General features: G+C 53.7%; 25 protein-coding genes and 1 pseudogene. 20 read left to right on the top strand and 6 right to left on the bottom strand.

Annotation, left to right across the window (positions count from 1 at the left end; genetic code table 11):
* Positions 1-70 precede the first annotated feature (70 nt).
* Genes phnE (BM025_RS15605) through BM025_RS15595 form a run of 3 tightly spaced genes read left to right on the top strand, consistent with a single transcriptional unit; the run spans position 71 to position 2,864 of the window.
* A complete protein-coding gene (phnE, locus tag BM025_RS15605) occupies positions 71-955 on the top strand; it encodes a phosphonate ABC transporter, permease protein PhnE (protein ID WP_085849996.1) in 885 nt (294 codons plus the stop codon).
* Positions 952-2,250, top strand: coding sequence for a phosphonate ABC transporter, permease protein PhnE (gene phnE / locus BM025_RS15600; RefSeq protein WP_085849995.1), 1,299 nt, complete (start codon positions 952-954; stop codon positions 2,248-2,250). The genes phnE (BM025_RS15605) and phnE (BM025_RS15600) overlap by 4 nt, the downstream gene beginning before the upstream one ends.
* Entirely contained in the window at positions 2,250-2,864 is a 615-nt protein-coding gene (locus BM025_RS15595; RefSeq protein WP_085849994.1) for an LbetaH domain-containing protein, read from the top strand. The genes phnE (BM025_RS15600) and BM025_RS15595 overlap by 1 nt, the downstream gene beginning before the upstream one ends.
* 13 nt (positions 2,865-2,877) lie before the next feature.
* Here BM025_RS15595 and phnF read toward each other — a convergent pair whose 3' ends face one another.
* Positions 2,878-3,591 carry a phosphonate metabolism transcriptional regulator PhnF gene (gene phnF / locus BM025_RS15590; RefSeq protein ID WP_085849993.1) on the bottom strand — a complete coding sequence of 238 codons (714 nt, stop codon included), beginning with the start codon at positions 3,589-3,591 and terminating at the stop codon, positions 2,878-2,880.
* Between the two features lie 92 nt (positions 3,592-3,683).
* On the opposite strand from phnF, the gene phnG reads away from it, so the two are divergent.
* From phnG to phnN, 7 genes are read left to right on the top strand one after another with little or no spacing between them, the layout of a single operon-like run.
* Entirely contained in the window at positions 3,684-4,139 is a 456-nt protein-coding gene (gene phnG / locus BM025_RS15585) for a phosphonate C-P lyase system protein PhnG (protein ID WP_085849992.1), read from the top strand.
* The gene (gene phnH / locus BM025_RS15580) at positions 4,139-4,699 is read left to right on the top strand and encodes a phosphonate C-P lyase system protein PhnH (RefSeq protein ID WP_085849991.1); all 561 of its coding nucleotides are present in this window, start codon (positions 4,139-4,141) and stop codon (positions 4,697-4,699) included. The genes phnG and phnH overlap by 1 nt, the downstream gene beginning before the upstream one ends.
* Positions 4,699-5,787: a carbon-phosphorus lyase complex subunit gene (locus BM025_RS15575; protein ID WP_085849990.1), complete on the top strand. Its 1,089-nt coding sequence runs from the start codon at positions 4,699-4,701 to the stop codon at positions 5,785-5,787. The genes phnH and BM025_RS15575 overlap by 1 nt, the downstream gene beginning before the upstream one ends.
* A complete protein-coding gene (locus tag BM025_RS15570) occupies positions 5,784-6,653 on the top strand; it encodes an alpha-D-ribose 1-methylphosphonate 5-phosphate C-P-lyase PhnJ (RefSeq protein WP_085849989.1) in 870 nt (289 codons plus the stop codon). Before BM025_RS15575 ends, BM025_RS15570 begins: the two co-directional genes overlap by 4 nt.
* Complete coding sequence (gene phnK / locus BM025_RS15565; protein ID WP_085849988.1) at positions 6,650-7,420, top strand: phosphonate C-P lyase system protein PhnK; 771 nt, start codon at positions 6,650-6,652, stop codon at positions 7,418-7,420. Before BM025_RS15570 ends, phnK begins: the two co-directional genes overlap by 4 nt.
* Positions 7,421-7,424: 4 nt before the next feature.
* Entirely contained in the window at positions 7,425-8,108 is a 684-nt protein-coding gene (gene phnL, locus BM025_RS15560) for a phosphonate C-P lyase system protein PhnL (protein WP_085849987.1), read from the top strand.
* Positions 8,105-8,647: a phosphonate metabolism protein/1,5-bisphosphokinase (PRPP-forming) PhnN gene (gene phnN, locus BM025_RS15555; RefSeq protein WP_085849986.1), complete on the top strand. Its 543-nt coding sequence runs from the start codon at positions 8,105-8,107 to the stop codon at positions 8,645-8,647. Before phnL ends, phnN begins: the two co-directional genes overlap by 4 nt.
* On the opposite strand, the gene BM025_RS15550 is transcribed toward phnN, so the two are convergent.
* A complete protein-coding gene (locus BM025_RS15550) occupies positions 8,629-9,303 on the bottom strand; it encodes a DUF1045 domain-containing protein (RefSeq protein WP_085849985.1) in 675 nt (224 codons plus the stop codon). The two genes, phnN and BM025_RS15550, sit on opposite strands and share 19 nt — an antisense overlap.
* Before the next feature lie 49 nt (positions 9,304-9,352).
* Here BM025_RS15550 and BM025_RS15545 point away from each other — a divergent pair, with 49 nt between their 5' ends.
* The 3 genes from BM025_RS15545 to BM025_RS15535 all read left to right on the top strand — a co-directional run bounded on the left by BM025_RS15545 (position 9,353) and on the right by BM025_RS15535 (position 11,886).
* Complete coding sequence (locus BM025_RS15545) at positions 9,353-10,498, top strand: alpha-D-ribose 1-methylphosphonate 5-triphosphate diphosphatase (protein WP_085849984.1); 1,146 nt, start codon at positions 9,353-9,355, stop codon at positions 10,496-10,498.
* A 199-nt stretch (positions 10,499-10,697) separates the two neighbouring features.
* Positions 10,698-11,315, top strand: a complete 618-nt coding sequence (locus BM025_RS15540; RefSeq protein ID WP_085849983.1) for a methyltransferase family protein — start codon at positions 10,698-10,700, stop codon at positions 11,313-11,315.
* A gap of 4 nt (positions 11,316-11,319) precedes the next feature.
* Positions 11,320-11,886 (top strand): tyrosine-protein phosphatase, encoded by a 567-nt coding sequence (locus tag BM025_RS15535; protein WP_085849982.1) that lies wholly within the window; start codon positions 11,320-11,322, stop codon positions 11,884-11,886.
* A 235-nt stretch (positions 11,887-12,121) separates the two neighbouring features.
* Here the strand turns inward: BM025_RS15535 and BM025_RS15530 are convergent, their stop codons facing one another.
* Both BM025_RS15530 and BM025_RS15525 read right to left on the bottom strand, forming a co-directional pair.
* Entirely contained in the window at positions 12,122-14,482 is a 2,361-nt protein-coding gene (locus BM025_RS15530; RefSeq protein ID WP_244515861.1) for a TRAP transporter fused permease subunit, read from the bottom strand.
* 64 nt (positions 14,483-14,546) lie between these two features.
* Positions 14,547-15,602 carry a TAXI family TRAP transporter solute-binding subunit gene (locus BM025_RS15525; RefSeq protein WP_085849981.1) on the bottom strand — a complete coding sequence of 352 codons (1,056 nt, stop codon included), beginning with the start codon at positions 15,600-15,602 and terminating at the stop codon, positions 14,547-14,549.
* 138 nt (positions 15,603-15,740) lie between these two features.
* Between BM025_RS15525 and BM025_RS15520 the strand changes: the two genes are divergently transcribed.
* Positions 15,741-16,250, top strand: coding sequence for a MarR family winged helix-turn-helix transcriptional regulator (locus BM025_RS15520; RefSeq protein WP_085849980.1), 510 nt, complete (start codon positions 15,741-15,743; stop codon positions 16,248-16,250).
* Positions 16,247-17,902 carry a sulfatase-like hydrolase/transferase gene (locus BM025_RS15515; protein WP_085849979.1) on the top strand — a complete coding sequence of 552 codons (1,656 nt, stop codon included), beginning with the start codon at positions 16,247-16,249 and terminating at the stop codon, positions 17,900-17,902. Before BM025_RS15520 ends, BM025_RS15515 begins: the two co-directional genes overlap by 4 nt.
* A 224-nt stretch (positions 17,903-18,126) precedes the next feature.
* Here the strand turns inward: BM025_RS15515 and BM025_RS15510 are convergent, their stop codons facing one another.
* Positions 18,127-18,825: a hypothetical protein gene (locus BM025_RS15510; RefSeq protein ID WP_085849978.1), complete on the bottom strand. Its 699-nt coding sequence runs from the start codon at positions 18,823-18,825 to the stop codon at positions 18,127-18,129.
* A 451-nt stretch (positions 18,826-19,276) separates the two neighbouring features.
* Positions 19,277-20,044, bottom strand: coding sequence for a class I SAM-dependent methyltransferase (locus BM025_RS15505; RefSeq protein ID WP_085849977.1), 768 nt, complete (start codon positions 20,042-20,044; stop codon positions 19,277-19,279).
* Between the two features lie 122 nt (positions 20,045-20,166).
* On the opposite strand from BM025_RS15505, the gene BM025_RS15500 reads away from it, so the two are divergent.
* From BM025_RS15500 to BM025_RS19385, 5 genes and pseudogenes are all read left to right on the top strand, one after another.
* Complete coding sequence (locus tag BM025_RS15500; RefSeq protein ID WP_085849976.1) at positions 20,167-21,303, top strand: ABC transporter substrate-binding protein; 1,137 nt, start codon at positions 20,167-20,169, stop codon at positions 21,301-21,303.
* 60 nt (positions 21,304-21,363) lie between these two features.
* Positions 21,364-22,431, top strand: coding sequence for a FecCD family ABC transporter permease (locus BM025_RS15495; RefSeq protein ID WP_085849975.1), 1,068 nt, complete (start codon positions 21,364-21,366; stop codon positions 22,429-22,431).
* The gene (locus BM025_RS15490) at positions 22,425-23,186 is read left to right on the top strand and encodes an ABC transporter ATP-binding protein (protein WP_085849974.1); all 762 of its coding nucleotides are present in this window, start codon (positions 22,425-22,427) and stop codon (positions 23,184-23,186) included. Before BM025_RS15495 ends, BM025_RS15490 begins: the two co-directional genes overlap by 7 nt.
* A 411-nt stretch (positions 23,187-23,597) precedes the next feature.
* Positions 23,598-24,258: pseudogene (locus tag BM025_RS19665) on the top strand (IS110 family transposase).
* Positions 24,259-24,363: 105 nt separating this feature from the next.
* Positions 24,364-24,548 (top strand): hypothetical protein (locus BM025_RS19385; RefSeq protein ID WP_211753579.1); only part of this gene is annotated, 185 nt, incomplete at its 3' end.

Raw genomic sequence — 24,548 nt, 5'->3', positions numbered from 1 at the left:
CGTTCGGTTTTATGAAACCTTCCGCTGGCTCTGGGCACTCCAGAGCCAGCACTTTTTGCAAGGGCAACACATGGCACCTAATACAGCACCGCGCGCCACCGAGACGCGTTTGAGCGATGCATATCTTGCACAGATCAAATCCAAACGGTTGATGAACTTTATCATGCTGGTGCTGTTTCTCGCATTGCTGGCCTCTGGTTTTTACACAGCTGACAGTCGCAATGCAGGCGGGTTTTGGGATGGGCTTGGCAATATATTCGACTTCCCTGCCGCGATGTTTGGCGAGGCGATTGAACGCGCCTATTTGATGCCAGCTCACCTGATAAGATACATTCCCTCATTGATCGAAACGATCAATATCGCTGCGGCGTCGACTCTGATTGGGGCTATGTTGGGACTTGTGATGTCCCTGTTGGTGACACGTGGTCTTGCGCCTATTCCATGGTTGGTTGGTCCGTTGCGGCGAATTCTTGATATTTTGCGCGCGGTGCCAGAAATCGTAATAGCGCTGGTCTTGATTTTCATGTTGGGCGGCGGCCCTGTGCCTGCCATGATCGCCATTGCGCTGCACACCGTTGGGGCCATAGGAAAACTGTTTTCCGAGGTCAATGAAAACGCATCTTTGAAACCTGTTGAAGGGCTGGCATCTGTCGGCGCCAACTGGACGCAACGCATGTGGTTGGGTGTCATCCCCCAAGTCGCCCCGAACTACCTAAGTTATGCGCTTTTGCGGTTCGAAATAAACATCCGCGCGTCGGCTATTCTAGGATTTGTCGGTGCGGGTGGCATCGGCTACGACCTGCGCAACACCATGAGCTGGGGCAACGGAAAATATGACGAAGCCGCTGCGATTTTCATTCTACTCTTCTTGACGATTGTTGTGGTTGATCAGCTATCAAGCCTGCTGCGAAACCGCCTAACCCACGGCACGCCGATGACAGAGGTGACCTCATGACCGCCGCAACCTTGCACGCCGCCACCATCACGCAATTCAGCCGAAAAAAGCGGATCACGATTGCAGTGCCTTTGATCATCATTGCCTATTTCGCGTATATTTTCGTGTCTTTCGATGTGGCTGGACTTGGCGATAGGATCAATTTGAACAACGCCCGAACGCTGGTATCAGACACCTATAGTTACAAAACCCATGTCGCGCGCGACAACCGCACAGACACGCTTACCATTGCGATAGAGGGCGAAAGAAAAGGCACATACCCCAAAGGCAGCGCCCCTGATTGGGTCACGCTTGGCGACACCACTTTGGTTGATTTGGGCCACGGACACTTGATCACGCTGGGGCCGCAGGTCAGCTATGACATTCCAGACTATGGGATTGTGACGGCGCGTCCAGGCACCAATGGCGTTAATGCTGAATTCCCAAGCGGGGACTTGCCGGATTTCATCAGTGCGTCCAAAAACCGAGTTATGATCAACACCGATGCAGGCAGGTTCACCATCACCCGCTCGCGTGCTGAGGTTTTCAAATACAGCTATGGTTGGGAGTTATTCTTTTTCACGCTCGACAGCCCTTATTATGGCATGGGACCGAGCGCGTTGCTGTCTCATGCTCTGGACGGCGAATTCGGTGCCATCTGGCAAGGCTTTTGGACCAACAAAATGTGGCGGCATGGCGACGTATTTTGGGCGCTGTTTGAAACCCTGTTGATGGCGTTTTTGGGCACCTTTGGGGCTGCAATTATCGCGCTGCCACTGGCATTTCTCGCCGCGCGCAACTTTTCTCCGCTGGGCGCTCTCCGGTTTACGGCCCGACGCGTCTTTGATTTCTTGCGGGGTGTAGATGGGTTGATTTGGACCATCGTTTTGAGCCGCGCTTTTGGCCCAGGACCATTAACTGGCGCGCTTGCGATCTTACTGACAGACACTGGATCTTTCGGCAAAATGTTCTCGGAAGCTCTTGAGAATGTCGATGAAAAACAGATCGAAGGCATCACATCGACAGGCGCCAAACCACTGCAACGCTACCGCTTTGGAGTGATCCCACAAATCATGCCAGTTCTGCTCAGTCAGGTGCTCTATTATTTCGAATCCAACACCAGATCAGCAACGATTATCGGGGCGATCACTGGCGGCGGCATCGGATTGCTGTTGACCCAAGCCATTGCGACCCAAAAGGACTGGGAAGAAGTCACGTACTACATCGTTTTGATTATCTTGTTGGTGATGGCGATGGACACTTTGTCAGGCTGGCTGCGCCGCAAGTTGATCACAGGTGATGAGGGCGGACACTGATGGCACGTTTAAAGGCCGATACACCTTTCATTCACCCCGACTGCGAAGTGAGCGATACAACGTTTGGCGCTTTTAATGAAATCGGCCGTGGCACCCGTTTGGCCCACAGCCATTTCGACGATTACGCCTATTGCGATCGATACTGTGACATTGCCAACGCCACCGTGGGCAAGTTTTCGAACATCGCAGCGTTTGTGCGGATCGGGGCCACAGATCACCCGATGGACAAGGCCAGTTTGCATCATTTTCACTATCGCTCGGCAGACTACTTTGACGATGAAACGCAAGATGATGACTGGTTTGCCCACAGGCGGACCCGACGTAGCGTGATTGGCAACGACACTTGGTTGGGTCACGGCGTACAGGTGCGGCCAGACGTGACGATTGGACACGGTGCCGTCATTGCAGGCGGAGCCATCGTGACCAAGGATGTGCCCTCTTATATGATTGTTGCAGGCATTCCGGCTGTCCCGTTGCGACCACGCTTTGCCCCCGACATTGTCGAGCGGTTATTGGCTTTGGCGTGGTGGGATTGGCCTCATGAACAACTGCGTCAGGCCTTAGGTGATTTTCGCGCATTGAGTGCTGCGGCATTCTTAGAGCGGTATGAATAAGGACGGCGCGAGATCAAAGATCCGCAAGTGTCAACGTCACTTTATCCCCCGCAAACCAAGTGCGCCCCACTTCAATCGGACTGCCATCGGCGGCGCTGTTAATGCTGATGGTACGCAGTATGGGCGCGTGTTCGGAAATCTGCAGATGCAGCGCTTGGGTTGCCGTCGCCAGTTTCGCATTCACCCGAGTTGATGTGCGCGTGTAGTCATGCACGCCGTACTGCGCCAAGGCTGCGGTCACCGATGGGTTGGCCTCGAGATGCGTCAACATCTCTGGGAACCGCGCGGCGGGAAAAAGACTGCGAAACAACGCAATGGGGCGATTTTCCGCCAAAGACAACCCTTCATAAACATGGACCAGTGACCCGTCTGCCAACTCTAGAGCCTCGGATTCCCGAGCGCTTGCCACACGGGTTTCCAGTAACAGAACTGTCTTGGCCGGCGTGCGCCCTGCAGCGCGCAGATTTTGGTGAAACCGCACGCGACGGCCAATCGGATAATCGGTTGGCGTTGTCGCGACAAAAACCCCAGCGCCGCGTCTGGCGTAAACAAGCCCCTCATCCGCTAAAGCAGTCAGGGCATGACGCACAGTATGGCGGTTCACACCAAAGCGCGCGGCAAGCACGGCTTCTGTAGGAAGCTTACCACCAGCGCCATACATGCCCTCAGCAATATCACTTCGCAACGACAGGGCGATGGCTTTCCAGATTGGGGTGCGCTGGGTCATGTCACTAAAACTTCACACTTCAAGGGATTGGCAGGACGAGAGCCCTACCCTATTATTTGTATAGTTGTATAGTATATGCGGAAGATGTCTAGATGAATATAATGAGCGATCCAAACGCCGCCCGAAAAGGTTGGTTGGGTTTACTGGCCAAGTCGCCTGCGGCGGATGTCGCTCGGCTTTGGGCAGCTTTACAGGTTGCGTCTGATCACACCATTTTGCGTGCCCCCGAGATCGGCAGCGTCATGGTGCGCGGGCGCGCAGGTGCCGTTGGTGCGGCCTTTAATTTGGGTGAAATGACCGTCACCCGCGCCTCAGTGAAATTGGCCGATGGCACGGTTGGCCATGGATATGTGCAAGGCCGTGACAAAGATCATGCACTGCAAGCTGCATGCGTTGACGCGCTCATGCAGACGGATGCGGCCACGTCAGTCAATGCGGGGCTTTTGATGCCTCTGCAGACCATGGCCGACAAATATAAATCCGACCGTGCTGCCAAAGCTGCGGCAACAAAAGTCGATTTCTTTACGATGGTGCGGGGAGAAGATTGATGCAAGCGCAAGTTCTAGAAGGCGGTTTTGCAGATGTGCCCGTCGATGCATCGCACGCGTTTCGTGCCGTGATGACCGCAATGGCACGTCCGGGTGAAATTTTTACTATCAGTGGCGCACAACCACCCGCCCCTCTGTCCCCCGCAAGTGGTGCGGTGCTGCTGACGTTGTGCGATCCAGAAACGCCGCTCTATTTGGCAGCCAGCCATGACACGCCAAAGGTCCGAGACTGGATAACCTTTCACACGGGCGCACCTTTTGTTGCTGCGCAAAATGCGATGTTTGCCATCGGAGCATGGGATGACCTGCCCCTATCAGACTTTGCGATTGGCACGCCAGAATACCCTGATCGATCCGCCACCTTAATTGTCGAGCGCCCTACGTTATCCAACACAGGCGCCACCTTGCGCGGACCAGGGATCAAAAATCAGGCGCAATTGTCGTTGCCTAAGGTGCAATCTTTTCAAGACAATGCGCAGCTGTTCCCATTGGGGCTTGATTTCATTTTCACAAGCGGTGACCGCCTTGCGGCCTTGCCCCGAACGACAAAGGTGACCTGATGTATGTTGCTGTAAAAGGTGGTGAACGCGCCATCGACAACGCTCACGCATGGCTTGCAGAAGAACGGCGCGGTGACAAAGCGGTTCCCGAGCTAAGTGTTCCGCAAATTCGTGAACAGATGGCATTGGCTGTCAATCGTGTCATGGCAGAAGGTTCGCTTTACGACCCTGATCTTGCCGCTTTGGCAATCAAGCAAGCGCGCGGAGATTTGATCGAAGCAATCTTTTTGATCCGCGCCTATCGCACCACGCTGCCACGGTTTGGTGGGTCAAACCCGATTGAGACCGAGACGATGACCTGCGATCGTCGCGTCTCGGCCACCTTTAAAGATGCGCCGGGCGGACAAGTGCTTGGGCCAACCTTCGATTACACGCATCGGTTGCTAGATTTCAAACTGGCCGCTGATGGTGACGTGGATGACGCCCCACTCGGGACGCCACATCCAGATGCCACACCTCATATTATGTCGTTTCTGGATCAAGAAGATCTGATCCAAAGCGAACCTCAGGGCGCTGAAACCCCCGCCGATTTAACCCGTACACCATTGGAACTGCCCGCAAGCCGTGCTTTGCGTTTGCAATCCCTGACGCGCGGCGACGAAGGCTTTATCCTTGGCATGGCCTATTCCACCCAGCGCGGTTACGCTCGAAACCATGCTTTTGTTGCCGAGTTGCGCATCGGGGCCGTTGCCGTGGAAATGGACATACCTGAACTGGGTTTTGCCATTGAGATCGGCGAAATCACAGTGACGGAAAGTGAAACAGTTAACCAATTTCAAGGCTCCAAAACACAACCGCCACAATTCACACGGGGCTATGGATTGGTGTTCGGAATGACCGAACGCAAAGCAATTTCCATGGCTTTGGTGGACCGCGCATTGCGCTGGAAAGAACTGGGCGAAGACAATGTTGGCGCCCCCGCACAAGACGAAGAATTTGTTTTATATCATAGTGATAACATTCAAGCGACTGGATTTTTGGAACATATCAAATTGCCACACTATGTTGACTTCCAATCCGAGCTAGAACTCATCCGAAAACTGCGCCGCGAAGCGCAAGAAAACATCATGCAGGAGGCGGCAGAATGAGCGATTACAACTTTGCCTATCTGGACGAACAGACCAAACGCATGATCCGCCGTGCGATCCTGAAAGGTCTCGCGATACCCGGCTATCAGGTGCCCTTTGCAAGCCGCGAAATGCCGATGCCGTATGGTTGGGGCACAGGCGGGGTGCAGGTCTCTGCCGCAGTTTTGACGCCTGATGACACGTATAAAGTGATCGACCAAGGTGCTGATGATACGACAAACGCGGTTTCTATCAGGCGCTTTTTTCAAAAAACCGCTGGCGTTGACGTGACCGAGGCCACATCTGAGGCGAGCGTGATCCAGACCCGCCACCGCATTCCTGAACAAGATTTGCGCGATGATCAAATCCTTGTCTATCAAGTCCCTATTCCTGAACCTCTGCGTTTTTTGGAACCGTCCGAGGTGGAAACCCGCAAGATGCACAGCCTTGAAGAATACGGGTTAATGCATGTAAAATTATACGAAGACATCAGTCAGCACGGCGATATCGCCACCGCTTACGCCTATCCCGTCAAAGTCGAAGGACGCTATGTGATGGACCCCTCGCCCATCCCGAAATTCGACAATCCCAAATTGGAAATGGCGGGCATTCAGTTGTTTGGCGCAGGTCGCGAACAGCGCATCTACGCGATCCCGCCCTATACTCAAGTGGTCAGTCTTGATTTTGACGACTATCCTTTCCAGCCCACCAAAGCCGATCACGCCTGCGATCTTTGCGACGCGACGGACAGCTACCTAGACGAGTTGATCGTGGATGATGCAGGGGGTCGCTTGTTTATGTGCTCTGACACGGATTATTGCGCCACACGCCGCAAACAGGGCCACATCGGCGCCCAAGGCGTACCATATGGGGAGGACGCGGCATGACCCCGCTTTTGCAAGTTGAAAACATCGCCAAATTCTATGGCGCGCGGATTGGGTGTACGGATGTTGCGTTTGATCTGTACCCCGGTGAAGTCATGGGAATTGTTGGCGAAAGCGGATCGGGCAAATCCACTTTGCTGAATTGCCTAGCGGGACATTTAACACCGGACCGCGGGGCTGTGCGCTTTGACACCCGCACCCAAGGTTTGCGTGATACGGTCACCATGTCAGAGCCTGAACGCCGCATGTTAAGCCGCACCGATTGGGCATTTGTTCATCAACACGCCCGCGATGGGTTGCGGATGAATGTCAGTGCTGGCGGCAATGTTGGGGAACGATTGATGGCCGTGAATGCGCGTCATTACGGGGATATTCGCGCCAAGGCCATTGATTGGCTGGGCCGTGTCGAAATCACCGAAGATCGGATTGATGACCGCCCCACTGCATTTTCTGGCGGGATGCAGCAACGCCTGCAAATCGCACGTAATTTGGTGACCGCCCCGCGTCTTGTGTTTATGGATGAACCGACAGGTGGTTTGGATGTATCGGTGCAAGCGCGACTGCTTGATTTGCTGCGGGGCCTTGTGCGCGAAATGAATCTTAGCGCGATTATCGTGACCCATGATCTTGCCGTTGTGCGCCTGTTGGCGGACAGATTGATGGTTATGAAAGACGGGCATGTGATTGAAACCGGTCTGACTGATCAAGTTCTGGATGACCCACAACATGCCTATACTCAGCTTTTAGTTTCCTCAGTTTTGCAGGTGTGACGCGATGATTTCTATTGAAAATGTTTCTAAATCCTTTGTCCTTCACAATCAGGGCGCTGCGCAAATCCCCGTTATGCAAGGTGCATCGCTTCGTGTTGCGGTTGGCGAATGTGTTGCATTGGTCGGGGCCTCTGGAGCTGGGAAATCCACGCTGATGCGGATGATATATGGGAACTATCTGACAGCTTCGGGCCGGATTATGATTGGCGACGTCGACGTGGCCACGGCGGCCCCGCGCGACATCATTCAATTGCGCCGTAACACGCTTGGCTATGTCAGTCAGTTCTTGCGGGTCGTGCCGCGCGTCTCAACGTTGGACGTTGTTGCCGAACCATTACTTGCAACGGGAACAGCATACGACGACGCGATCAACACGGCACAACAGCTGTTGGCACGACTCAACATTCCGCAGCGGCTTTGGGCGCTCAGTCCCACGACATTTTCGGGCGGCGAACAGCAACGGGTGAACATCGCACGGGGATTTGCCTATCCATATCCGGCGTTGCTATTGGATGAACCAACCGCAAGCCTTGATCCAACGAACCGCGCGACGGTGCTTGAGATGATCAACGAGGCCAAAGGCAGAGGCGCAGCCATCATCGGTATTTTCCACGATCACGCCGCGCGCGATGCGATTTGCGACCGCCAGCTTGATGTGACCAAATACACACCGGGATTGGCAGCATGACGGGGCGTTTTATTGCTGTCGTCGGACCATCGGGAGTGGGCAAAGACAGCGTGATGGAGGCCATGGCCAACCGTGATCCGCGCATCGGTTTGGCCAAGCGCGTGATCACCCGCCCCAGCACTGCAGGTGGTGAGCGGTTTAATGGTGTCACCGAAGCAGAATTTCAAACCCGAAAAGCCGCAGGGCAATTTGCGCTGAGCTGGGCCGCGCATGGGTTACACTATGCGATACCGGTTTCTGTCAAAGCGCAGCTGCAAAACGGGCAAGATGTTTTGGCTAATCTGTCTCGCGCCGCTTTGATCGACTCTAAAGCGTGTTTTGCACAATTTGATGTGTTCAATCTTACGGCTGACCGCGCGGTGCTTGCCCATCGTCTTGAAGCCAGAGGTCGGGAAACGGCCGAACAGATTGCCCGCCGACTTGACCGCGCCTCTGCACAATTACCCGACGGTATTGAAGCCTTCGATATCGACAACAGTGACGCGCTGGAACAGACGGTGCAAATTGCACTCAACCATCTTTATCCGGTTAAGGCGTAGCGATGGATTTGATGAAACATACCGTCCTGATCCTGCCCCATCAGCGTGATCGCATCCATGCACAACGGTTGCGGCACGACTGGGTCCACAAGGGTTTGCAGCGCTTTGATCACCGTCTTTGCTTGAGCAGGCGACACCGTGCCACTCAGGGTCAGATGAAAATAGAAATCATCAAAGATGAACGGGTATCCCCACTCAAGCATCTGCTGATCCTGCCGGGCATTCAGCCCCGCGCTTCTACGGCGGGCAATATCCGCATCGCTCAACGGTGCGCGAAATGGATCAAACGCCTTGACCGTCGCGCTTGCAAAATCGCGCAATTCACCAGACTGCTTTTTAGGGCGCAAAGCCACAAAGCCATTGTCATGTCGCAGTTCGACCTCGCCCATATCAAAGGCGGCATGCTGGGCCGCAAAGTCAGCGGCAGCGCGTTGCAATTGCGTCAAAGTCGCGCCTTGGGCGAGCCGAAATGGGGCTTTCAACGTGCCGTGCAGGCCGTACTTACGTGGCGTGGCCGTGATATGAGGCACATCAATTCCACTTACATCTATATGCGGCACGGCGCACCCTTGTGCGTTGTCCCACCCCAGCCAAGCAGCGCCAAACGTCGCCAGACCTTCGGTTGGGGTGTAAAAAATAGCAAATCGTTCAAACATTCATTTTCCTTCGCAGAGAACCTCTTTGCCAAAACCGCGTGACACTTACATGACAAAACAAACTATTTTTGCCAACGCAAAGCTGATCTTAAACGACGACGTCATCAATGGATCGTTGGTTATCACAGACGGCGTTATCACCGATATCGACAGCGGCACCACCGTTTCCAAGGATGCAATCGATGTACAGGGCGACTATCTGGCCCCTGGCTTGGTCGAGCTGCACACAGATAATCTTGAACGTCACCTAAGCCCGCGCCCGAAAGTGGACTGGCCCTACCGCGCCGCCATTCTGGCCCATGACCGCGAGCTCGCAGGCACTGGGATCACAACCGTTTTTGATGCTATCCGCGTCGGGTCTATCGTGTCGGGGACCAGCAAACGCTATGGGAAATACGCGCGTCAGATGGCCGATGAAATACACACCCTGCGTGAAGCTGAATTGCTTAGGATCAGCCACCATATTCACTTGCGGGCTGAAATTTGTTCAGAAACGCTTGTGGATGAGTTTGCTGAATTTACGGCAAAGGACCGGATTGGCATCGTATCGATGATGGATCATACCCCCGGCCAACGCCAATTCACCGATCTTTCAAAATTTGAGACATACATCCGTGGCAAATACCCGTTTGGCGATCAAGAATACCGCGATTACGTCGATTTTCTCTACGAACTTCAGTCGAAATTCGGGGCAAGCCACGAAGCCGAGACAGTTAAAGCGGCCCAACAATTGGGGGCCACACTGGCAAGCCACGACGACACAACCGCAGATCAGGTTGCCGCGAGTCAGGCCTATGGCGTCAAGATGGCCGAATTTCCGACCACTGTTGCTGCGGCTCAGGCCTGTCATGTGCATGGCATCGCCACAATCATGGGCGCGCCCAATCTTATTCGTGGGGGGTCTCATTCAGGCAATGTTGCCGCTGCCGAATTAGCGCAACTTGATCGCTTGGACATCTTGTCTTCAGACTATGTGCCATCAGGGTTGTTGATGGCAGCGGTGCAACTGGGCGATCTTTGGGGAGACTTGCCACGCGGCATAGCAACCGTAACCGCACGCCCAGCACAGGCTGTTGGCCTGACAGATCGCGGATCGTTGCGTATTGGACAACGGGCAGATGTGATCCGCTTCGCCCTATCGGCAGGGACCCCTGTTCTTAACGAGACATGGAGCGCGGGATCGCGTGTCTTTTAAAAGCAGCATGGAGAACTAAAAACAGAGTGGCCAATAATGGGATTTAGAGGTGGTTTTCGATACCATCGGTCCCAGTCCGCCATGCCGTGGCTTTCCTTAAAGAACATCAACGGCAACTCTCCGCTCATGGCCCTATGACAGCATCTTGCCCCGCCCCATAAGCTGGGCGTAACGTGCCGGCGAAAACAGGGAAACGTTTATGAGCAGTTCAGCTATTCTTCCAGCCAACCAAAAACGCCGCATCAACACTCTCAGAGTGGTCATGTTGGTCATGATCCCCTTGGTGTTATTCACCCGCCCGGGATTGCCGCTTTACGGTGGACTTATGGACTTTATCGAGAGCGTTGGCATGTTGCTGGTGATCGGTGGTGTTCTGGGACGTTTCTGGTCAATTCTTTATATCGGCAGCCGCAAGAACGCCTTGGTAATGCGTGATGGGCCGTATTCCATCTGTCGCCATCCATTGTATCTGTTCTCGACGATATCGGTCTTTGGGTTTGGTTTGATGCTTGGTTCGCTTGTCTTGACGATGGTCATGACCGCGTTGATCTTTTACGTACTCAACGACATTGCCAGCAAAGAAGAGCAGTTTTTGCGGTCTGAATTTGGCCCAGCTTATGAAGAATATGCAGCCGTCACCCCACGCATCATGCCTAAGTTTAGCCAGTTTTCATCCCCAGCTACGGTGACTTTTGACACGGGCACATTGCGCCGGAACTTTTTTGATGCGCTGGTGTTCCTAAGCTTGCTTCCCATTGGGGAAATGACAGAGCATTTCAAAGACATAGGCGCATTGCCCACGTTCCCGTTGTTCTGATAACATGATCAAGTTCATCAAAAGATCTGCCATTTTAGCAGTCGTCTTGTTGTGCCTGCTGATAGGGTATCTCGCGTATCTTCAAATCAGCGGAAACTTCTATGAAGTGTCCTCTGGCACGGTGTATAGAGCCGCCCAAATGGATGGCCAAAAACTATCCAAGTGGAAACGTGAAAATGGCATCGCCAGCATCCTCAACTTGCGCGGTGAGGCCAATGGCGCGGATTGGTATGAGACTGAGCGTGCGGTGGCAGATCGTTTGGGCATCGAACACATCAACTTTGCGATGTCTGAACACAAAGAGATGACCGATGATGAAGTCAAAGCATTGGTCGAAGTGATGCGAGATGCGCCCAAACCTCTTCTGATCCATTGTCGCGCTGGAGCCGATCGCACGGGCATCGCATCCGCACTTTACCTTGCTGGCATTGAGGGAAAACGAGAAGGCGAAGCAGAACGACATCTGTCGATCTGGTACGGTCACATAGGCTTGCCTTATGTTAGTAAAGCATGGGCCATGAATGTAACTTGGGAACGCATTGAACCTTGGCTGGGCTACCCTGACAGCTAAGCTTTGGAACGGCGGCTAAGGCGTATCGCGCACAGCACTGGCCACCCGCGCGCCTTTTGGCTGAACACGAATTTGCAGCCCCAATTTCAAATGGAATGACCAGAATACATTGAGCTTTTAAAAGACAGGATCAGACCAAACTTCACGCTTGCATGTGCATTGATAAATATAATCGTCGGGACTACTTATTTCGACTTACTGTCTTCTATGCGCTCAGAGGGCGATGAGGACAGGATCAAACCCTCTCAGTGATGACGGCTCGTTTCGCGATTGCGCGACCCGCAGTAATATGATGCCAAGACAAAAGAACAGCAGCTGCGCCAATCGCAAAAACGATAACAAACGGGGTTTTCCACAAGATCAAGACTGCCAAGAGAAGCCTCAACGCGACTTCTGGTCCATTGATTTTTGCTCTGTCGAACCGCGCCAAGGCTGAGGCCAGCAAGTAGAGCGACAGGGTTAGACGCAGCAGAAGTAGACTTAAATGGCCCCAATCCGTTTGGCTGGAATATCCCTCCAAAAGAACCTTTTGGCCGGCATCGTTGGTGATCGTTACAGCCTCTTCGATTAACAGGATTTCAGGATACCATGCGAAGACGAAGGGAATGGCAAACATGACAATCCCGACGCGCACCGCGGCAACACCTGTGCGCATGGGTTCCCCACCTGTAATGGACGCGGCGGCAAATGCGGCGACTGCGACGGGTGGCGTGATGGCCGACGCAACAGCGAAATAGAACACGAACATATGCGCGGTGAAGAAACTGACGCCAAGATTCGCAAGCAATGGCCCCAAGAGAAGCGCGACATTCACATAAGCGGGAACTGTCGGCATACCCATTCCCAGCAAAATCGCGCAAAACATCGCACAGGTCAGCGCCAGCATCAGATAGACCCCACCGACAATCGGTATTTCCAAGCCAAACAAGCGCAGCATGTCTGCGTTTTCCAACCAGGTGGTCACGGCGCGGGTCAATTCGCCTGTTAAGCCGCTTTCATTGAGGAACGCCGCGATGATCGAAACTGCAAACAACAGCAAGAAAAGGCGCGAGATTAAAATCCCGCCGTCGCCGAGCGAAACAAGTATCTTAGAGGGTTCGGCGCGCGTTTGGGGATCAAGGAATAGTAAAGGTATTAAGACGGCGACCGCCCACCACCCCGCAGAGGTCGCATCACCTGTGGCATTGACGATGGTTTGCAGAACACCGCTCCGCTCGGTCACAACACGCACGCCGTTGCGCAGCTCGGTTTCAGCGCCCAGAATCCAGCCCATCGGCCCCGCGCCAACTGCATCTTTGTTGCCAAGCAGCAAAAGCAGGATCGTCAAAATGGGTATGAAAATGATGGTTAGGTTTATCCAATCCTGACGGTGCATAATCAAATCGTCAGGCACGACACGCATGGCTTCAACCTTTTCGCGACGCGCTTGGAACATCACGGCCAAGAATATAGAGAAGAAAAAACACATGGCAGGCAAAAACGCTGCCGTAATAACTTTGGTATACGGCACGGCCGTTAACGCCACGAGCACGAAGGCCGCGACCCCCATAACGGGTGGCATGATTTGCCCGCCGGATGAAGCGGCGGCCTCGACCCCGCCTGCGAAGTATTTGTTGAACCCGTTGCGGCGCATCATCGGGATGGTCAGCCGCCCTGTGGACAGAACGTTCGTCACAGGGCCACCTGTAATCGTGCCAAACATCGCTGAAGAAACGATTGCGGCATGGGCCGGACCGCCGCGCAGATTGCGGGTCAATCGAACGGCCAGTTTAATGAGGGACGTGCCTCCGGCGGATGTCCCGAACAAGGCACCTAAGATCAAATAGGGGAAGACTTGATTCACGACGATATCCATAAACCGCCCCATGAACCCGTCGGGTGAAATAAAGATATTCGTCGCCTTCTGCGTCGCAGCGGCAATCACATCACCACCGTCAGCACCGAGCTTGGTTAGAAGAAAATTGTTGTCGGACAGGTCGAACACCCAGAACAGGGTGGTGGCGACAGTATACAGCACGACAACGCTGGCCACGGCCACCAGTGGCACCCCCCAAACCCGCACGTTATATAGGAAGAACAGCGTGATGATGGTGAACAGCAACGGGATCGTCCAACCGCCAAATCGCGACTGGCAGGACGGAACTTCTGCGTCAAAAGAAATACCCGGGATGACATTGGACCGCTCCGCGGCATCTGCGATTAGCCGTGCGCGTTCGCCTGTGATCTGGTCAATCAGACAAACACTGTCAATTTCGACAAGATAGCCGAACGCACCAAGGGCCGCGCCGAGCAATAAGCCCGCATCTAGCAATAGGCCAAGCCAGGCCTTGTTCGGCTTCTCGACCTTCCACGCGCGATAGATGCTGGCGTCAAAAACAACGATAGTCATCATCAGCATGAACATCGGTGGGAAGAAATACTCGGTCGGAAAACCCGAGACACGGAAAAACGGTTGTCCTGTAACGTCGCGCGCCCAATTTTGTAGCCCCGCGATTTCGGGCATCGTGTTTAACAAACCGAAGAAAACCAGAACCAGCGCTAATACGATGGCTATGTTTTTAGAGGTGGTGCGTTGGGGACTCGTGGCATCGGTCACGGTGAGCTTCCTGTTCGGTAATGGGGCGCGTGCGGATGGTCCGGCGAACGACGCCGGACCATATTTATGAACGCAGGCAGTCGGAAACCGTATGGCCAGCGGCCTCGTAGGCGCGAATGGCACCGGGGTGCATTTTAACCTGCACCGCTCCGCATGCGCCTTGGCTAACACCGTTAATGTCGCCAAACGTCAGCGCGAGGTTCGGTCCGATTGGGGATCCCTGCTCAAAGCGGTCTTGCGCTTCAAGAAAGGCAGTCACGATGTCAAACGCTAACTGTTCATCCATACTGTCAGACGTAATTTCAGCGAATGCCGTGACATAGCTGTCAAATGTATCATCGTCGGTGACGATGGTGATGTCATTGCCAGCATACGCCGCGCGGTACTCTTCAACTGGCATCGAAAACGGCGCATGCCCCGGGGCCGCAACAATCTGCTGGCCAAGTTCGCTCGCCAACAAATCTGATGGCACGTCATAAAGCGTGATCCCACCTGCGGCTGCCAACTGGATTTGGCGACCGGACGGGATGCCATCGGGGGATGTCCATGCGTCAACACCACCGCCAGTGATGGTCGCAACTGTGTCGGGCCAAGGGGTTTGAATACCTTCGTAGGCCTCTCCATCTTTCAAACCAGACAACAGCTGCACCATGGCGCGACCGGATGTCAGGGCAGCACCGCGTGGCGGGCCGTTCCAAATACGCAAACCTTCAAGGTTGCGGATATCTTCAATCGGTGCCGAATTGTAGTGGCCAAATATCTGGTGCGATCCGGCGTGGAAAAACAGAACCCGAATACCCGAGGCCAGTTTGGCGCCTTCTTCTACGCCAACGCCACTGTATGGGCCAATGCCGCGCGACAGCAGGAACGGCAGGATCATCGGTGCAGAGGCCATATCAAGGCGGCCTTCAGCGACAGCCTGAACTGAATTGGTCAGCGTTGCACCTTCGGTTACCTGAACAGTTGCCACGCCCGCGCTGTCAAGAACCGCAGCCAATGTCGTGTCCACGTAATGCGGCGAAGACCCCACGCTTGAAGTTTCAGATGTCAGTGTGACCTGCGCGGCCACGGCAAATGGTGCCAATGCGATGGCGACACCCGCCAATGCAGATTTCATCATTTTTTTCTCTCCCTGATATGCGCCCCTCCCGAGACGCAGCACCCCCTATCCAAGGCCGCTGATAAAAACGTTGCAGAAAGTATATGACTTGTCACGCATTATTTTTCGGTGTTTAACTTTGGTAGGGAGATATTGACGATGCAAACACCGACAGAACCTCAGGCAGAACGTATTAAACAGCGGCGCTTGCGCGAGAAAAACAATCTGTTTTCGCGCCTTCCGGCGACCTATGCGGCGTCACGCCTGCAGGGCCAACGTATCCTTCAAAAGGCAAGCGGCTTATCGATTGTTGAGTGGCGGGTGCTTTGGGATTTGTCCGAAGCAGGGCCGATGACGATCCGCGACTTGGCTGAAATTCAGCGCATTGACCATTCCCAACTCAGCCGTGCGCTGCCGGCCATGCGGGACAAGGGATATGTAACAATGGCGCGCAATGGCCAAGACGGTCGTCAGGTTTTGGTGTCACTGGCCCCTGCTGGCATCGCTGCCTATGCACAAAGCGCGCCTGTGATGAAGCAACGGCGTGACGCGCTCAAGGCGACCTTTACAGATGAAGAATTAAAGACCTTTATTGACCTTCTCGACCGCCTTGAAGATTTCTTTCGTCAGCCAATTGATTCAATACTTGAAAGTGAACCTGACCAGTGACCGATACGCCGAACGTTTTGTGGATTATGGCAGACCAATTGCGGTTCGATTACCTGAGCTGCTATGGCCACCCGCATTTGCACACCCCCCACATTGATGCGCTGGCAAAGCGCGGCGTGCAATTCAACAAGGCCTATGTACAGTCGCCCGTCTGCGGCCCATCGCGTATGTCTGCCTATACGGGCCGATACGTGCGCAGCCACGGTTCCACCTGGAACGGGATGCCGCTGCGCGTAGGAGAGCCGACACTTGGTGATCACCTACGCGAGGCAGGCGCGCGCGCTGTGCTTGTTGGTAAGACCCACATGACCGCCGATCAGGAAGGCATGGCGTGGTTAGGTATCGACCCAAAATCCGAAATCGGCGTGCGCGTGTCCGAATGCGGGTTCGAAGCGTTTGAGCGAGACGACGGATTACACCCTGACAGCGCACGGCAGAAATGGTCGGCGTATGATGATTATTTGGTCAACTTAGGCTACACATCCGAAAACCCGTGGGAAGATTTCGCAAACTCAGGCGTAGATGCAGATGGTGAACTTTTGTCCGCGTGGTTGCTGAAGAATTCCCGCCTTGCGGCGAATGTTCCCGAAGAACATTCCGAAACCGCCTATATGACTGACCGCGCAATGGATTTCATGACCCAAGCACAGACCGACGGTCAGCCGTGGATGTGCCATCTCAGCTATATCAAACCCCATTGGCCCTACATCGTTCCCGCGCCCTATCATGACATGTACGGACCAGAGCATATCATCGACCCGATCCGCTCAGACGCTGAGCGCGATGTGGACCATCCCTTGTTACGTGCCTATCAAAACGCCCGCGTCTGCAAAAGTTTCAGCCGCGATCATGTGCGCGAACACGTCATTCCGGCCTACATGGGGTTGATCAAACAGCTTGATGACAATCTTGGCCGGCTGTTTGCGTGGATGGATGAAACAGGGATAAGCGAGAACACGATCATCGCATTTACGTCTGACCACGGCGATTACATGGGCGATCACTGGATGGGTGATAAAGATTTTTATCACGAGGTTGCGGCCAAGGTACCGTTGATCATTTGTGATCCACGCCCAAAGGCAGATTCAACCCGCGGTACGGTGACGGATGAATTGGTCGAAATGATCGACCTTGCGCCAACGTTTCTGAACGCCCTTGGGGGAGAGCCAAAACCGCACATCCTTGAGGGGCGAAATCTTACACCACTGCTGCACGGCACATCAGGGTTTTCGCGTCGCTATGCGATCAGCGAGCATGACAATTCCAGCTTTGAAATGGCGCAAGAACTTGACGTGCCGCAAGAGGATGCCCGCACCGTCATGATCCACGATGGACGTTGGAAATATATCCGCTGCGAGGGCTTCGCCCCCGTGATGTTCGATCTCGAGACCGACCCGCAAGAACTGTGCAACATTGGCAGTTCAGATGACGATGAACATATCGCCGCACGCGCTGAAATGGAGCAAGCCTTGACCGCGTGGTCCTTACAACACCACACCCGTATAACAGCGACAGCAAAAGTATTGGCCGGACAGCGCAAGGCGGCAGAGACCGGTATTTTAATCGGATTCTGGGACGAGGCCGAATATGAGGCTGCCACAGGCAAACCGTTTGATGCACTAATACCGGCCGGCAAGCCAGACAAAACCTAGGAGGCGACGACGTTTGAGAGAGATGGATGATTGCAACCTTCGATCAAAATCGCGCCGCCCGTAATAGACTGGTCGCGATAGATCTGCTTAGCGTCAAATGAGCTATATCTTAAAGTTGTTGGCTAATTTTGCAGGGCTTCTCGCGCCACAGCGTAATTGAAAACGAGCCATTCTTTTACAAGGTTGATCTTGTTGGACATTGCCCGCGTTTGGCTGGGTAAACGTCAAGTACTTTTCGGACTCAGTTTATCATATCCGATTCCTCGGGGCAGATCACTTTCCTCGTTGAAACAGTTTTGTACTGATCTTTCCAAAAAGCCCTTTTCCTTTAATTCCTTAGCCACATCGTGAGCGATATTATGGAAAGAGTAATGGTGGACGTTGTCTTTCACTGGGAATAGCTTTGCGTGCCTATCATCTGCCCCCATGCTACCAGAAAATATAAAGTATCTTGTTTTATCATTTATGAAATTTTTAACGCTTTCAAAGCGATACTCTTTAATCTTCGAGGTGTACTTTTTCCATCGCCTTTCCCAAGGAACGATTGAAGGGTTTACACTGTATTGAGGAACAAACGATACGCACACGTCTGTTGGCATGTAGCTTGTTGATATAATGGAGTTAAATCCACCCATACTATTGCCGATGGAGTAGATGCTTCTATCTCCAACGTATGGAGCAATAGTTTCTTTTATGAATTTGAAATCTAACTGGTTCCCCCAAGATCTGGTTTTATCAGTTATAAATATTATATTGTCGAAAGAACGGCCTGCTCCAAAGAACTCTGGATTTTGAACATCTATCCCCCCCATCCCATGACCGATGCCAGTGAAAGACAAGAGGATAGTATTTTTATTGTCATTACTCTGTTTTTGACGAGAGGTGATTTTTAGGTAATCGTCTTCAAAAACTGAAATAAGCATAAATTTGTCTTTCTAATTCTTGTGTCTTTTGAATACCATAAAACTCGTTCAACCTACAATTAATCATGAACGTTTTTCAGCACCTCCAAAAACGACCGCTTGTTGAACGATTAGAGTAGCGGTCGCTAAGGCGCCTATTTCACGAAAGCAGTCATCGGCCCTACCAAGACCAATATCCATTTTATCCCGCACAGCGGGCCTTTGCACACACCGCAGCGAATGCACAATTTCCGCCCGTTGTGTTGGCCGACATGAACAGCCCTAAGCCGACCTTCGTTCGAAACGCGTCCAATGCCCGTTCCCAGCCCAAAGCGAAAGTGTCACTGACAGCAAAGCAGTAAAAAAATCAACCTTCGACGTGCGTTCCATGAATTGGCAAGTGGCGGAGACCACGGGATTTTGCTGCGTTTTCACACACGGGCGCCATGCGCAGCGTGTTACTTTCGATGTGCTATTCGGGTATTTGGGGCTTTGATGCACTTATTGCGTAGCGATGTTCGGATCGCCGCAAAAGTGTTTTTCGCCAGTCAAATTGCGTGGCCTGTGCGCGGTGAATCGGCGCAAGTCGTTTGTCGATTGTAATCTCGCGGTATCCGCTGGAATACAACAATGCAGCCACTTGATCGGCCCGTGCCCCACCGCTGAAATGCACATTGGCGAGGATATCCTTGTGGCGCGCGGCATTGATAGCGGAAATAGCACTGTGTGATCCATTTGGCACCATACGCTGAAATATCTTGCCCAGCAGACTGCGGGATACAAAATCGCCATCCACAATCAGCAGTTTTCCTTCTGGCTTGAGCACACGGAACCATTCGGCAAAGGCTGCCATCGGGTCCACCAAGGTCCAGACCAGATGGCGCGTGACGATCACATCCATGCTTGCCGAGGGCAGCGTCGTACGCTCTGCATCGGCCTGTAGAAATGTCACGTCCGGCAGTTTCCCGCGCGCACGTTCCAGCATCGGTTCTGCCCAATCAAGGCCCGTCACAGCAAACCCCAACCGCTGACACAAACGCGCGATTTCTCCAGTACCTGACGCAAGATCGAGAAGTGCGCGCCCATCTCCATCGCCAAGGTGACGTCCAAACAAAACTTCCCATGCCGCCATTTCGGCACCGTCATCAATACGATGGCCAGGATCATCGTCAAAAGTGGCTGCGCGGTCTGACCAGTAGTCGCGAATTTCGTCGCGTAAATCTCGGTTGCTTAATGTCATGGCGTTACTTTGTTTGGGTTATCCCCGTTTTAGATAAATGAGTAAAACTGTCAACTTTTTAATTGACTAAATTAGTCAGAAATATTAGGCGACCCGAAGATATCATTCTTCAGGAGCTTTATATGACTCTTCGTCCCCTTCTCTGCGCCAGTGCGCTGAGTCTTTTCGCAGCCAGCCTTGCGCAAGCCGATCCCATCACCCTGACCGACATCGCCGGTCGCGAGGTTACGGTCGACGCACCGGTCGAGCGCGTTATTCTGGGCGAGGGTCGGCAGGTTTTCTTTACCGCCGTATTGGACAGCGAAAATCCGTTTGAACGCGTAGTGGGTTGGCGCGACGATTTCCGCCAAGCCTCGCCGGAAAGCTATGATATTTACGCAGAAAAATTTCCGCAATTGAAGGACATCCCGACCTTCGGTGGGTTCAAGGACGGATCTTTTGACATCGAGCAAGCCGTGTCGTTGAACCCCGACGTATTGATCATGAACCTTGAAGCCAAAGCTGCGACGGACGAAGCAGGGTACGAGGCTAAGTTGGCCAAGGTCGGCATTCCTATCGTATACGTAGACTTTCGTGAAAAGCCATTTGAGCACACCACGCAGTCCATGAATATCGTCGGGAAACTCTTTGGCGAAGACGATAAAGCTGCGGAATTCCAGGCCTTCTACGAGGATCAGCTTGCGCGCGTCACTGATGTTATCGCGGCGCAAAAGGATCTACACCGCCCGCTGGTCTTCGTCGAGCGCGCCGGGGGCTATTCCGAGGATTGCTGCATGTCCTTTGGTGATGGTAACTTTGGCCGTTTCGTTGAACTTGCAGGGGGCACCAACATGGGGTCAGAATTCATTCCCGGCACCTTTGGCACGGTGAACGCAGAACAAGTTATCGCTTCGGACCCGGATCAGATCGTGGTTACGGGCGGCAATTGGGATGCTTATGTACCCGGCGGCGCATGGATTGGCATGGGGCCCGGCTCGGACATGGCTGTAGCAGAGGGGAAACTTGCAGCCCTGATGGAGCGGCCCGCGTATACAGGGGTGAAAGCGGTTAATAACGGCCAAGTTCATGGCATTTGGCACCAGTTTTACAACTCGCCTTACAGCTTCATCGCGGTGCAAAGGTTGGCAACATGGCTTCACCCTGACCTGTTTGCCGATCTGGACCCCGAAGCGACGCTGAAAGAGCTGCATACCCGCTTTTTGCCAGTGGATTACAGCCCAGGCTATTGGGTTTCTCTGGGCGACACAGCCAACAACTAAGTCCGTTCTTATCTAAACTGGGCGGCCCTCAACGGGCCGCCAAATACCATTGGAAACACGATGACAACCGCCGAATTAGATCCATCCGAATCCGCAAGCGTGCAAAGTTACCGTGGATTGGTGGCCCGCCGCATCGCGATCCTTGTCGGATTGAGCGTGGCGTTGGTGTTATCGGTGGCGGTGGACGTCTCACTTGGGCCTGCGCGCTATGCCGTAGGGGACGTTCTGAAAACACTTTTTGCGCCGGGAACGGCAGACTTGCAGATACGCGTCGTCGTCTGGGATATTCGGATGCCGATGGCGTTGCTCGCTGTTACGGTTGGGGCAAGTCTGTCGCTGGCCGGCGCGCAGATGCAGACGATTTTGGCAAATCCATTAGCCAGTCCCTTTACCTTGGGCCTTTCAGCGGCGGCAAGTTTCGGAGCGGCCTTGGCGATGGTACTAGGCGTTTCTTTGTTTCCGGGCGCAATTTCTTTAATGGTTCCGATCAATGCTTTTGCTATGGCTATGGCAGCTTCTCTTTTGATTTTTGGCCTATCGACGCTTAGGGGCGTGACTGTGGAAACGATCGTATTACTGGGCATCGCATTGGTGTTTTCCTTTAATGCGGCGCTGGCTTTGCTTCAATATTTTGCCTCTGAACAAGCGCTGTCGGCGGTGGTGTTTTGGACCATGGGAAGCCTGTCCAAGGCGACTTGGGGGAAGGTCGCAGTCACAGCGATCATTCTGGCGATCTGCACGCCGCTATTTGCCCGACGCGCTTGGGCGCTAACCGCAATACGACTTGGCGAAGTTCGGGCCTCGGCTATGGGGGTGCCCGTGAAACGACTGCGGCTTGAGGCCTTGGTGTTGGTCTCGGTTCTTGCCGCGGTGCCGATAAGCTTTGTCGGCACGATCGGCTTCATCGGCATCGTCGGGCCCCATGTGGCGCGGCTGCTTTTGGGCGAAGACCAGCGGTTTTTCCTGCCCGGTTCGATGCTGTCCGGCGCAGTAATTCTTTCGGCCACGTCAGTTCTGTCCAAGGCAATCCTGCCCGGCGCCGTGCTTCCTATTGGGATTATCACCGCCCTTGTAGGGGTGCCGTTCTTTGCGGCACTGATCCTGACGAAGGGGCGCAAATCATGGTAAGCTTGACCTTGGACAAAGTTGGCGCGCGCTATGGCCGACGTCAAATCCTGTTTGATGCCTCAGCCAGCTTGCAGGGCGGTGTGTTGACGGCATTGGTGGGGGCTAATGCAGCCGGAAAATCCACCCTATTTCGCCGCATCGCAGGGCATCTACGTGGCGCGGGTGCCGTCCAATTAGAAGGGGCCCATGACCATGAGCTGCGTTATATGCCCCAAGACACCGGCATGACCGCCGCACTAACGGTCTATGAATCAATTATACTATCCCTGAAACAGGGTAGCGGTGGCTGGCGGCTGAGTACTGAAGAACTGCGCGCCGTTGACGAGACCGTGCGCCGCTTCAACATCTCGCACTTGGTGGACCAACAACTGTCAGAGCTTTCCGGCGGGCAGCGACAGGCGGTTTCGATTGCACAGACGCTCGTGAGCCGTCCTAAAGTGGTTCTCATGGACGAACCAACCTCTGCGCTTGACCTCAACCGCCAGTATGAAGTGTTAGAGTCCCTGCGCCTTTATGCCGAGGAAACGCAAGCGGTGTTGATTTTGGCTATGCACGACTTGAATCAGGTGATGCGCTGCTGCTCTACAACCATAGCACTGGCCGAAGGACGCACCCTTGCCTTTGGCCCCACCCTCGAAGTGTTGACCCCTGCCCTGATCCGTCGCCTTTACGGTATCGAAAGCCGGGTCGAACGTTGCTCACGCGGCGCCCCTATTATGATCGTGGACGGACCCGCTGTGCAGGATGCAATCTGATCGTTTGGCGGCGTAGCGTTGAAAGCATGAAACGTTCTCACTTTTGCCCAATGCATTTTAAGAGATGACGAGCAAGTATAACCGTCCTTATACAATTTGGCCTTAGCTTCGTTGAGTTCGCCGATGCGCTGCTTTGGACTTGCCCCGCTTACGTTCCGGTCTCTCAACTCATTTATGCGGCCCTTGGCGCGCTTACTCATAATCCGCCCCCTCAAAAAGCGCGGATGTCTTCAGCTTTCCACACGGTTGTGCGGGGGTCTAGCTTTTGCGGCTTGGGGAAAATACGCATGCTAAGAGCCGTTCGTGTTGATCGACACTTCGGGCGGGAAGCATGCGTAATTGGGCTGACCCTGCACTTTGGTCGAGCTCCCGATAGGATCACAGCATAGCTGTGAATAAGGGAGACAGAAAATGGAATATTATGTTGGATTAGATGTGTCGCTTCGGTCTTGTCGATGTGCATTGTGGATGGCAAGGGCAAGGTTTACCTTGAGCGAGAGTTGCCATGCGAAGTCGAGGACATCGCCGACTGTCTTGCAGCTTTTGCGCGTTGGCTTTGAAGTCGTATACATGGAAGCTCGGCCAGTAAGTGCCGCCTTATCTGCGATGCGAAACAAAACCGACAAGACAGATGCAAAGGGCGTTGCTCAAATCCTACGAACAGGCTGGTTCAGTCCGGTTCATATGAAGAGCCGAGAAGCCCACGGGCTGAGGGCGCTATTGAGCACGCGTAAAGCTTTGCTCAAGAAGACAATGGATCTGGCTAACGAGGTTCGGGGTCTTCTGAAAATCTTCGGCGTACGATTGCCCCGAACAGTGAAACACGGATCTTTTGATGGCTGGTAAGGCAGGAGATCGAAATGTTCGTGCAACTCTTTATGCTGCTGCCAACGCATTACTGATGCGAACGATGGCAGGGTCACAGATTAAATCATGGGGCATGCGATTGATGCGCACCAAAGGTCGCCGACGCGCAGTTGTTGCCGTCGCCCGCAAACTTGCCGTTCTGCTCCACCGTATGTGGATCGACGGCAGTGAATTCCGTCAGGAACAAGTTGGAGGCACGGCATGAACAAGTAGCCTACCACCTAACCTGACGGGATCGTCCAATCCGGACGAGGTTCGTGCCCTCTCGGGCATGTAAACATGCCCTGTCTGGTAATAGACGAAGCCGAAAATGTCTGGTGCGCAACTAGAAGCGCGCCGGAAAGCGGGGCTCTCCACTTCCAATCCGACACATGCATGCAGCGGCGCCATTTCGAACGCCAAACCAGACTGCGAAGAGAAGCGTGACCCGGATAAACGATCCTTGATCATTCAAAAGAAGGAAAACGAGCTTGACCCTGACACCCAATTAGAGAA

Source organism: Pacificibacter marinus, from assembly GCF_900109555.1.
In the GTDB taxonomy this organism is placed as follows: domain Bacteria; phylum Pseudomonadota; class Alphaproteobacteria; order Rhodobacterales; family Rhodobacteraceae; genus Celeribacter; species Celeribacter marinus_C.
This window is presented reverse-complemented; position numbering and strand designations above follow the sequence as displayed.

What these genes read in the sequence shown, in the direction of transcription:
- BM025_RS15495 (WP_085849975.1), top strand. Translation starts at nt 21,364, where the DNA reads ATGACAACCGCCGAATTAGATCCATCCGAATCCGCAAGCGTGCAAAGT.
- phnN (WP_085849986.1), top strand. Translation starts at nt 8,105, where the DNA reads ATGACGGGGCGTTTTATTGCTGTCGTCGGACCATCGGGAGTGGGCAAA.
- BM025_RS15550 (WP_085849985.1), bottom strand. Translation starts at nt 9,303, where the DNA reads ATGTTTGAACGATTTGCTATTTTTTACACCCCAACCGAAGGTCTGGCG.
- phnH (WP_085849991.1), top strand. Translation starts at nt 4,139, where the DNA reads ATGCAAGCGCAAGTTCTAGAAGGCGGTTTTGCAGATGTGCCCGTCGAT.
- phnL (WP_085849987.1), top strand. Translation starts at nt 7,425, where the DNA reads ATGATTTCTATTGAAAATGTTTCTAAATCCTTTGTCCTTCACAATCAG.
- BM025_RS15535 (WP_085849982.1), top strand. Translation starts at nt 11,320, where the DNA reads ATGATCAAGTTCATCAAAAGATCTGCCATTTTAGCAGTCGTCTTGTTG.
- phnF (WP_085849993.1), bottom strand. Translation starts at nt 3,591, where the DNA reads ATGACCCAGCGCACCCCAATCTGGAAAGCCATCGCCCTGTCGTTGCGA.
- BM025_RS15500 (WP_085849976.1), top strand. Translation starts at nt 20,167, where the DNA reads ATGACTCTTCGTCCCCTTCTCTGCGCCAGTGCGCTGAGTCTTTTCGCA.
- phnE (WP_085849996.1), top strand. Translation starts at nt 71, where the DNA reads ATGGCACCTAATACAGCACCGCGCGCCACCGAGACGCGTTTGAGCGAT.
- BM025_RS15520 (WP_085849980.1), top strand. Translation starts at nt 15,741, where the DNA reads ATGCAAACACCGACAGAACCTCAGGCAGAACGTATTAAACAGCGGCGC.
- BM025_RS15510 (WP_085849978.1), bottom strand. Translation starts at nt 18,825, where the DNA reads ATGCTTATTTCAGTTTTTGAAGACGATTACCTAAAAATCACCTCTCGT.
- BM025_RS15525 (WP_085849981.1), bottom strand. Translation starts at nt 15,602, where the DNA reads ATGATGAAATCTGCATTGGCGGGTGTCGCCATCGCATTGGCACCATTT.
- phnK (WP_085849988.1), top strand. Translation starts at nt 6,650, where the DNA reads ATGACCCCGCTTTTGCAAGTTGAAAACATCGCCAAATTCTATGGCGCG.
- phnE (WP_085849995.1), top strand. Translation starts at nt 952, where the DNA reads ATGACCGCCGCAACCTTGCACGCCGCCACCATCACGCAATTCAGCCGA.
- BM025_RS15505 (WP_085849977.1), bottom strand. Translation starts at nt 20,044, where the DNA reads ATGACATTAAGCAACCGAGATTTACGCGACGAAATTCGCGACTACTGG.
- BM025_RS15490 (WP_085849974.1), top strand. Translation starts at nt 22,425, where the DNA reads ATGGTAAGCTTGACCTTGGACAAAGTTGGCGCGCGCTATGGCCGACGT.
- BM025_RS15595 (WP_085849994.1), top strand. Translation starts at nt 2,250, where the DNA reads ATGGCACGTTTAAAGGCCGATACACCTTTCATTCACCCCGACTGCGAA.
- phnG (WP_085849992.1), top strand. Translation starts at nt 3,684, where the DNA reads ATGAATATAATGAGCGATCCAAACGCCGCCCGAAAAGGTTGGTTGGGT.
- BM025_RS15570 (WP_085849989.1), top strand. Translation starts at nt 5,784, where the DNA reads ATGAGCGATTACAACTTTGCCTATCTGGACGAACAGACCAAACGCATG.
- BM025_RS15540 (WP_085849983.1), top strand. Translation starts at nt 10,698, where the DNA reads ATGAGCAGTTCAGCTATTCTTCCAGCCAACCAAAAACGCCGCATCAAC.
- BM025_RS15545 (WP_085849984.1), top strand. Translation starts at nt 9,353, where the DNA reads ATGACAAAACAAACTATTTTTGCCAACGCAAAGCTGATCTTAAACGAC.
- BM025_RS15575 (WP_085849990.1), top strand. Translation starts at nt 4,699, where the DNA reads ATGTATGTTGCTGTAAAAGGTGGTGAACGCGCCATCGACAACGCTCAC.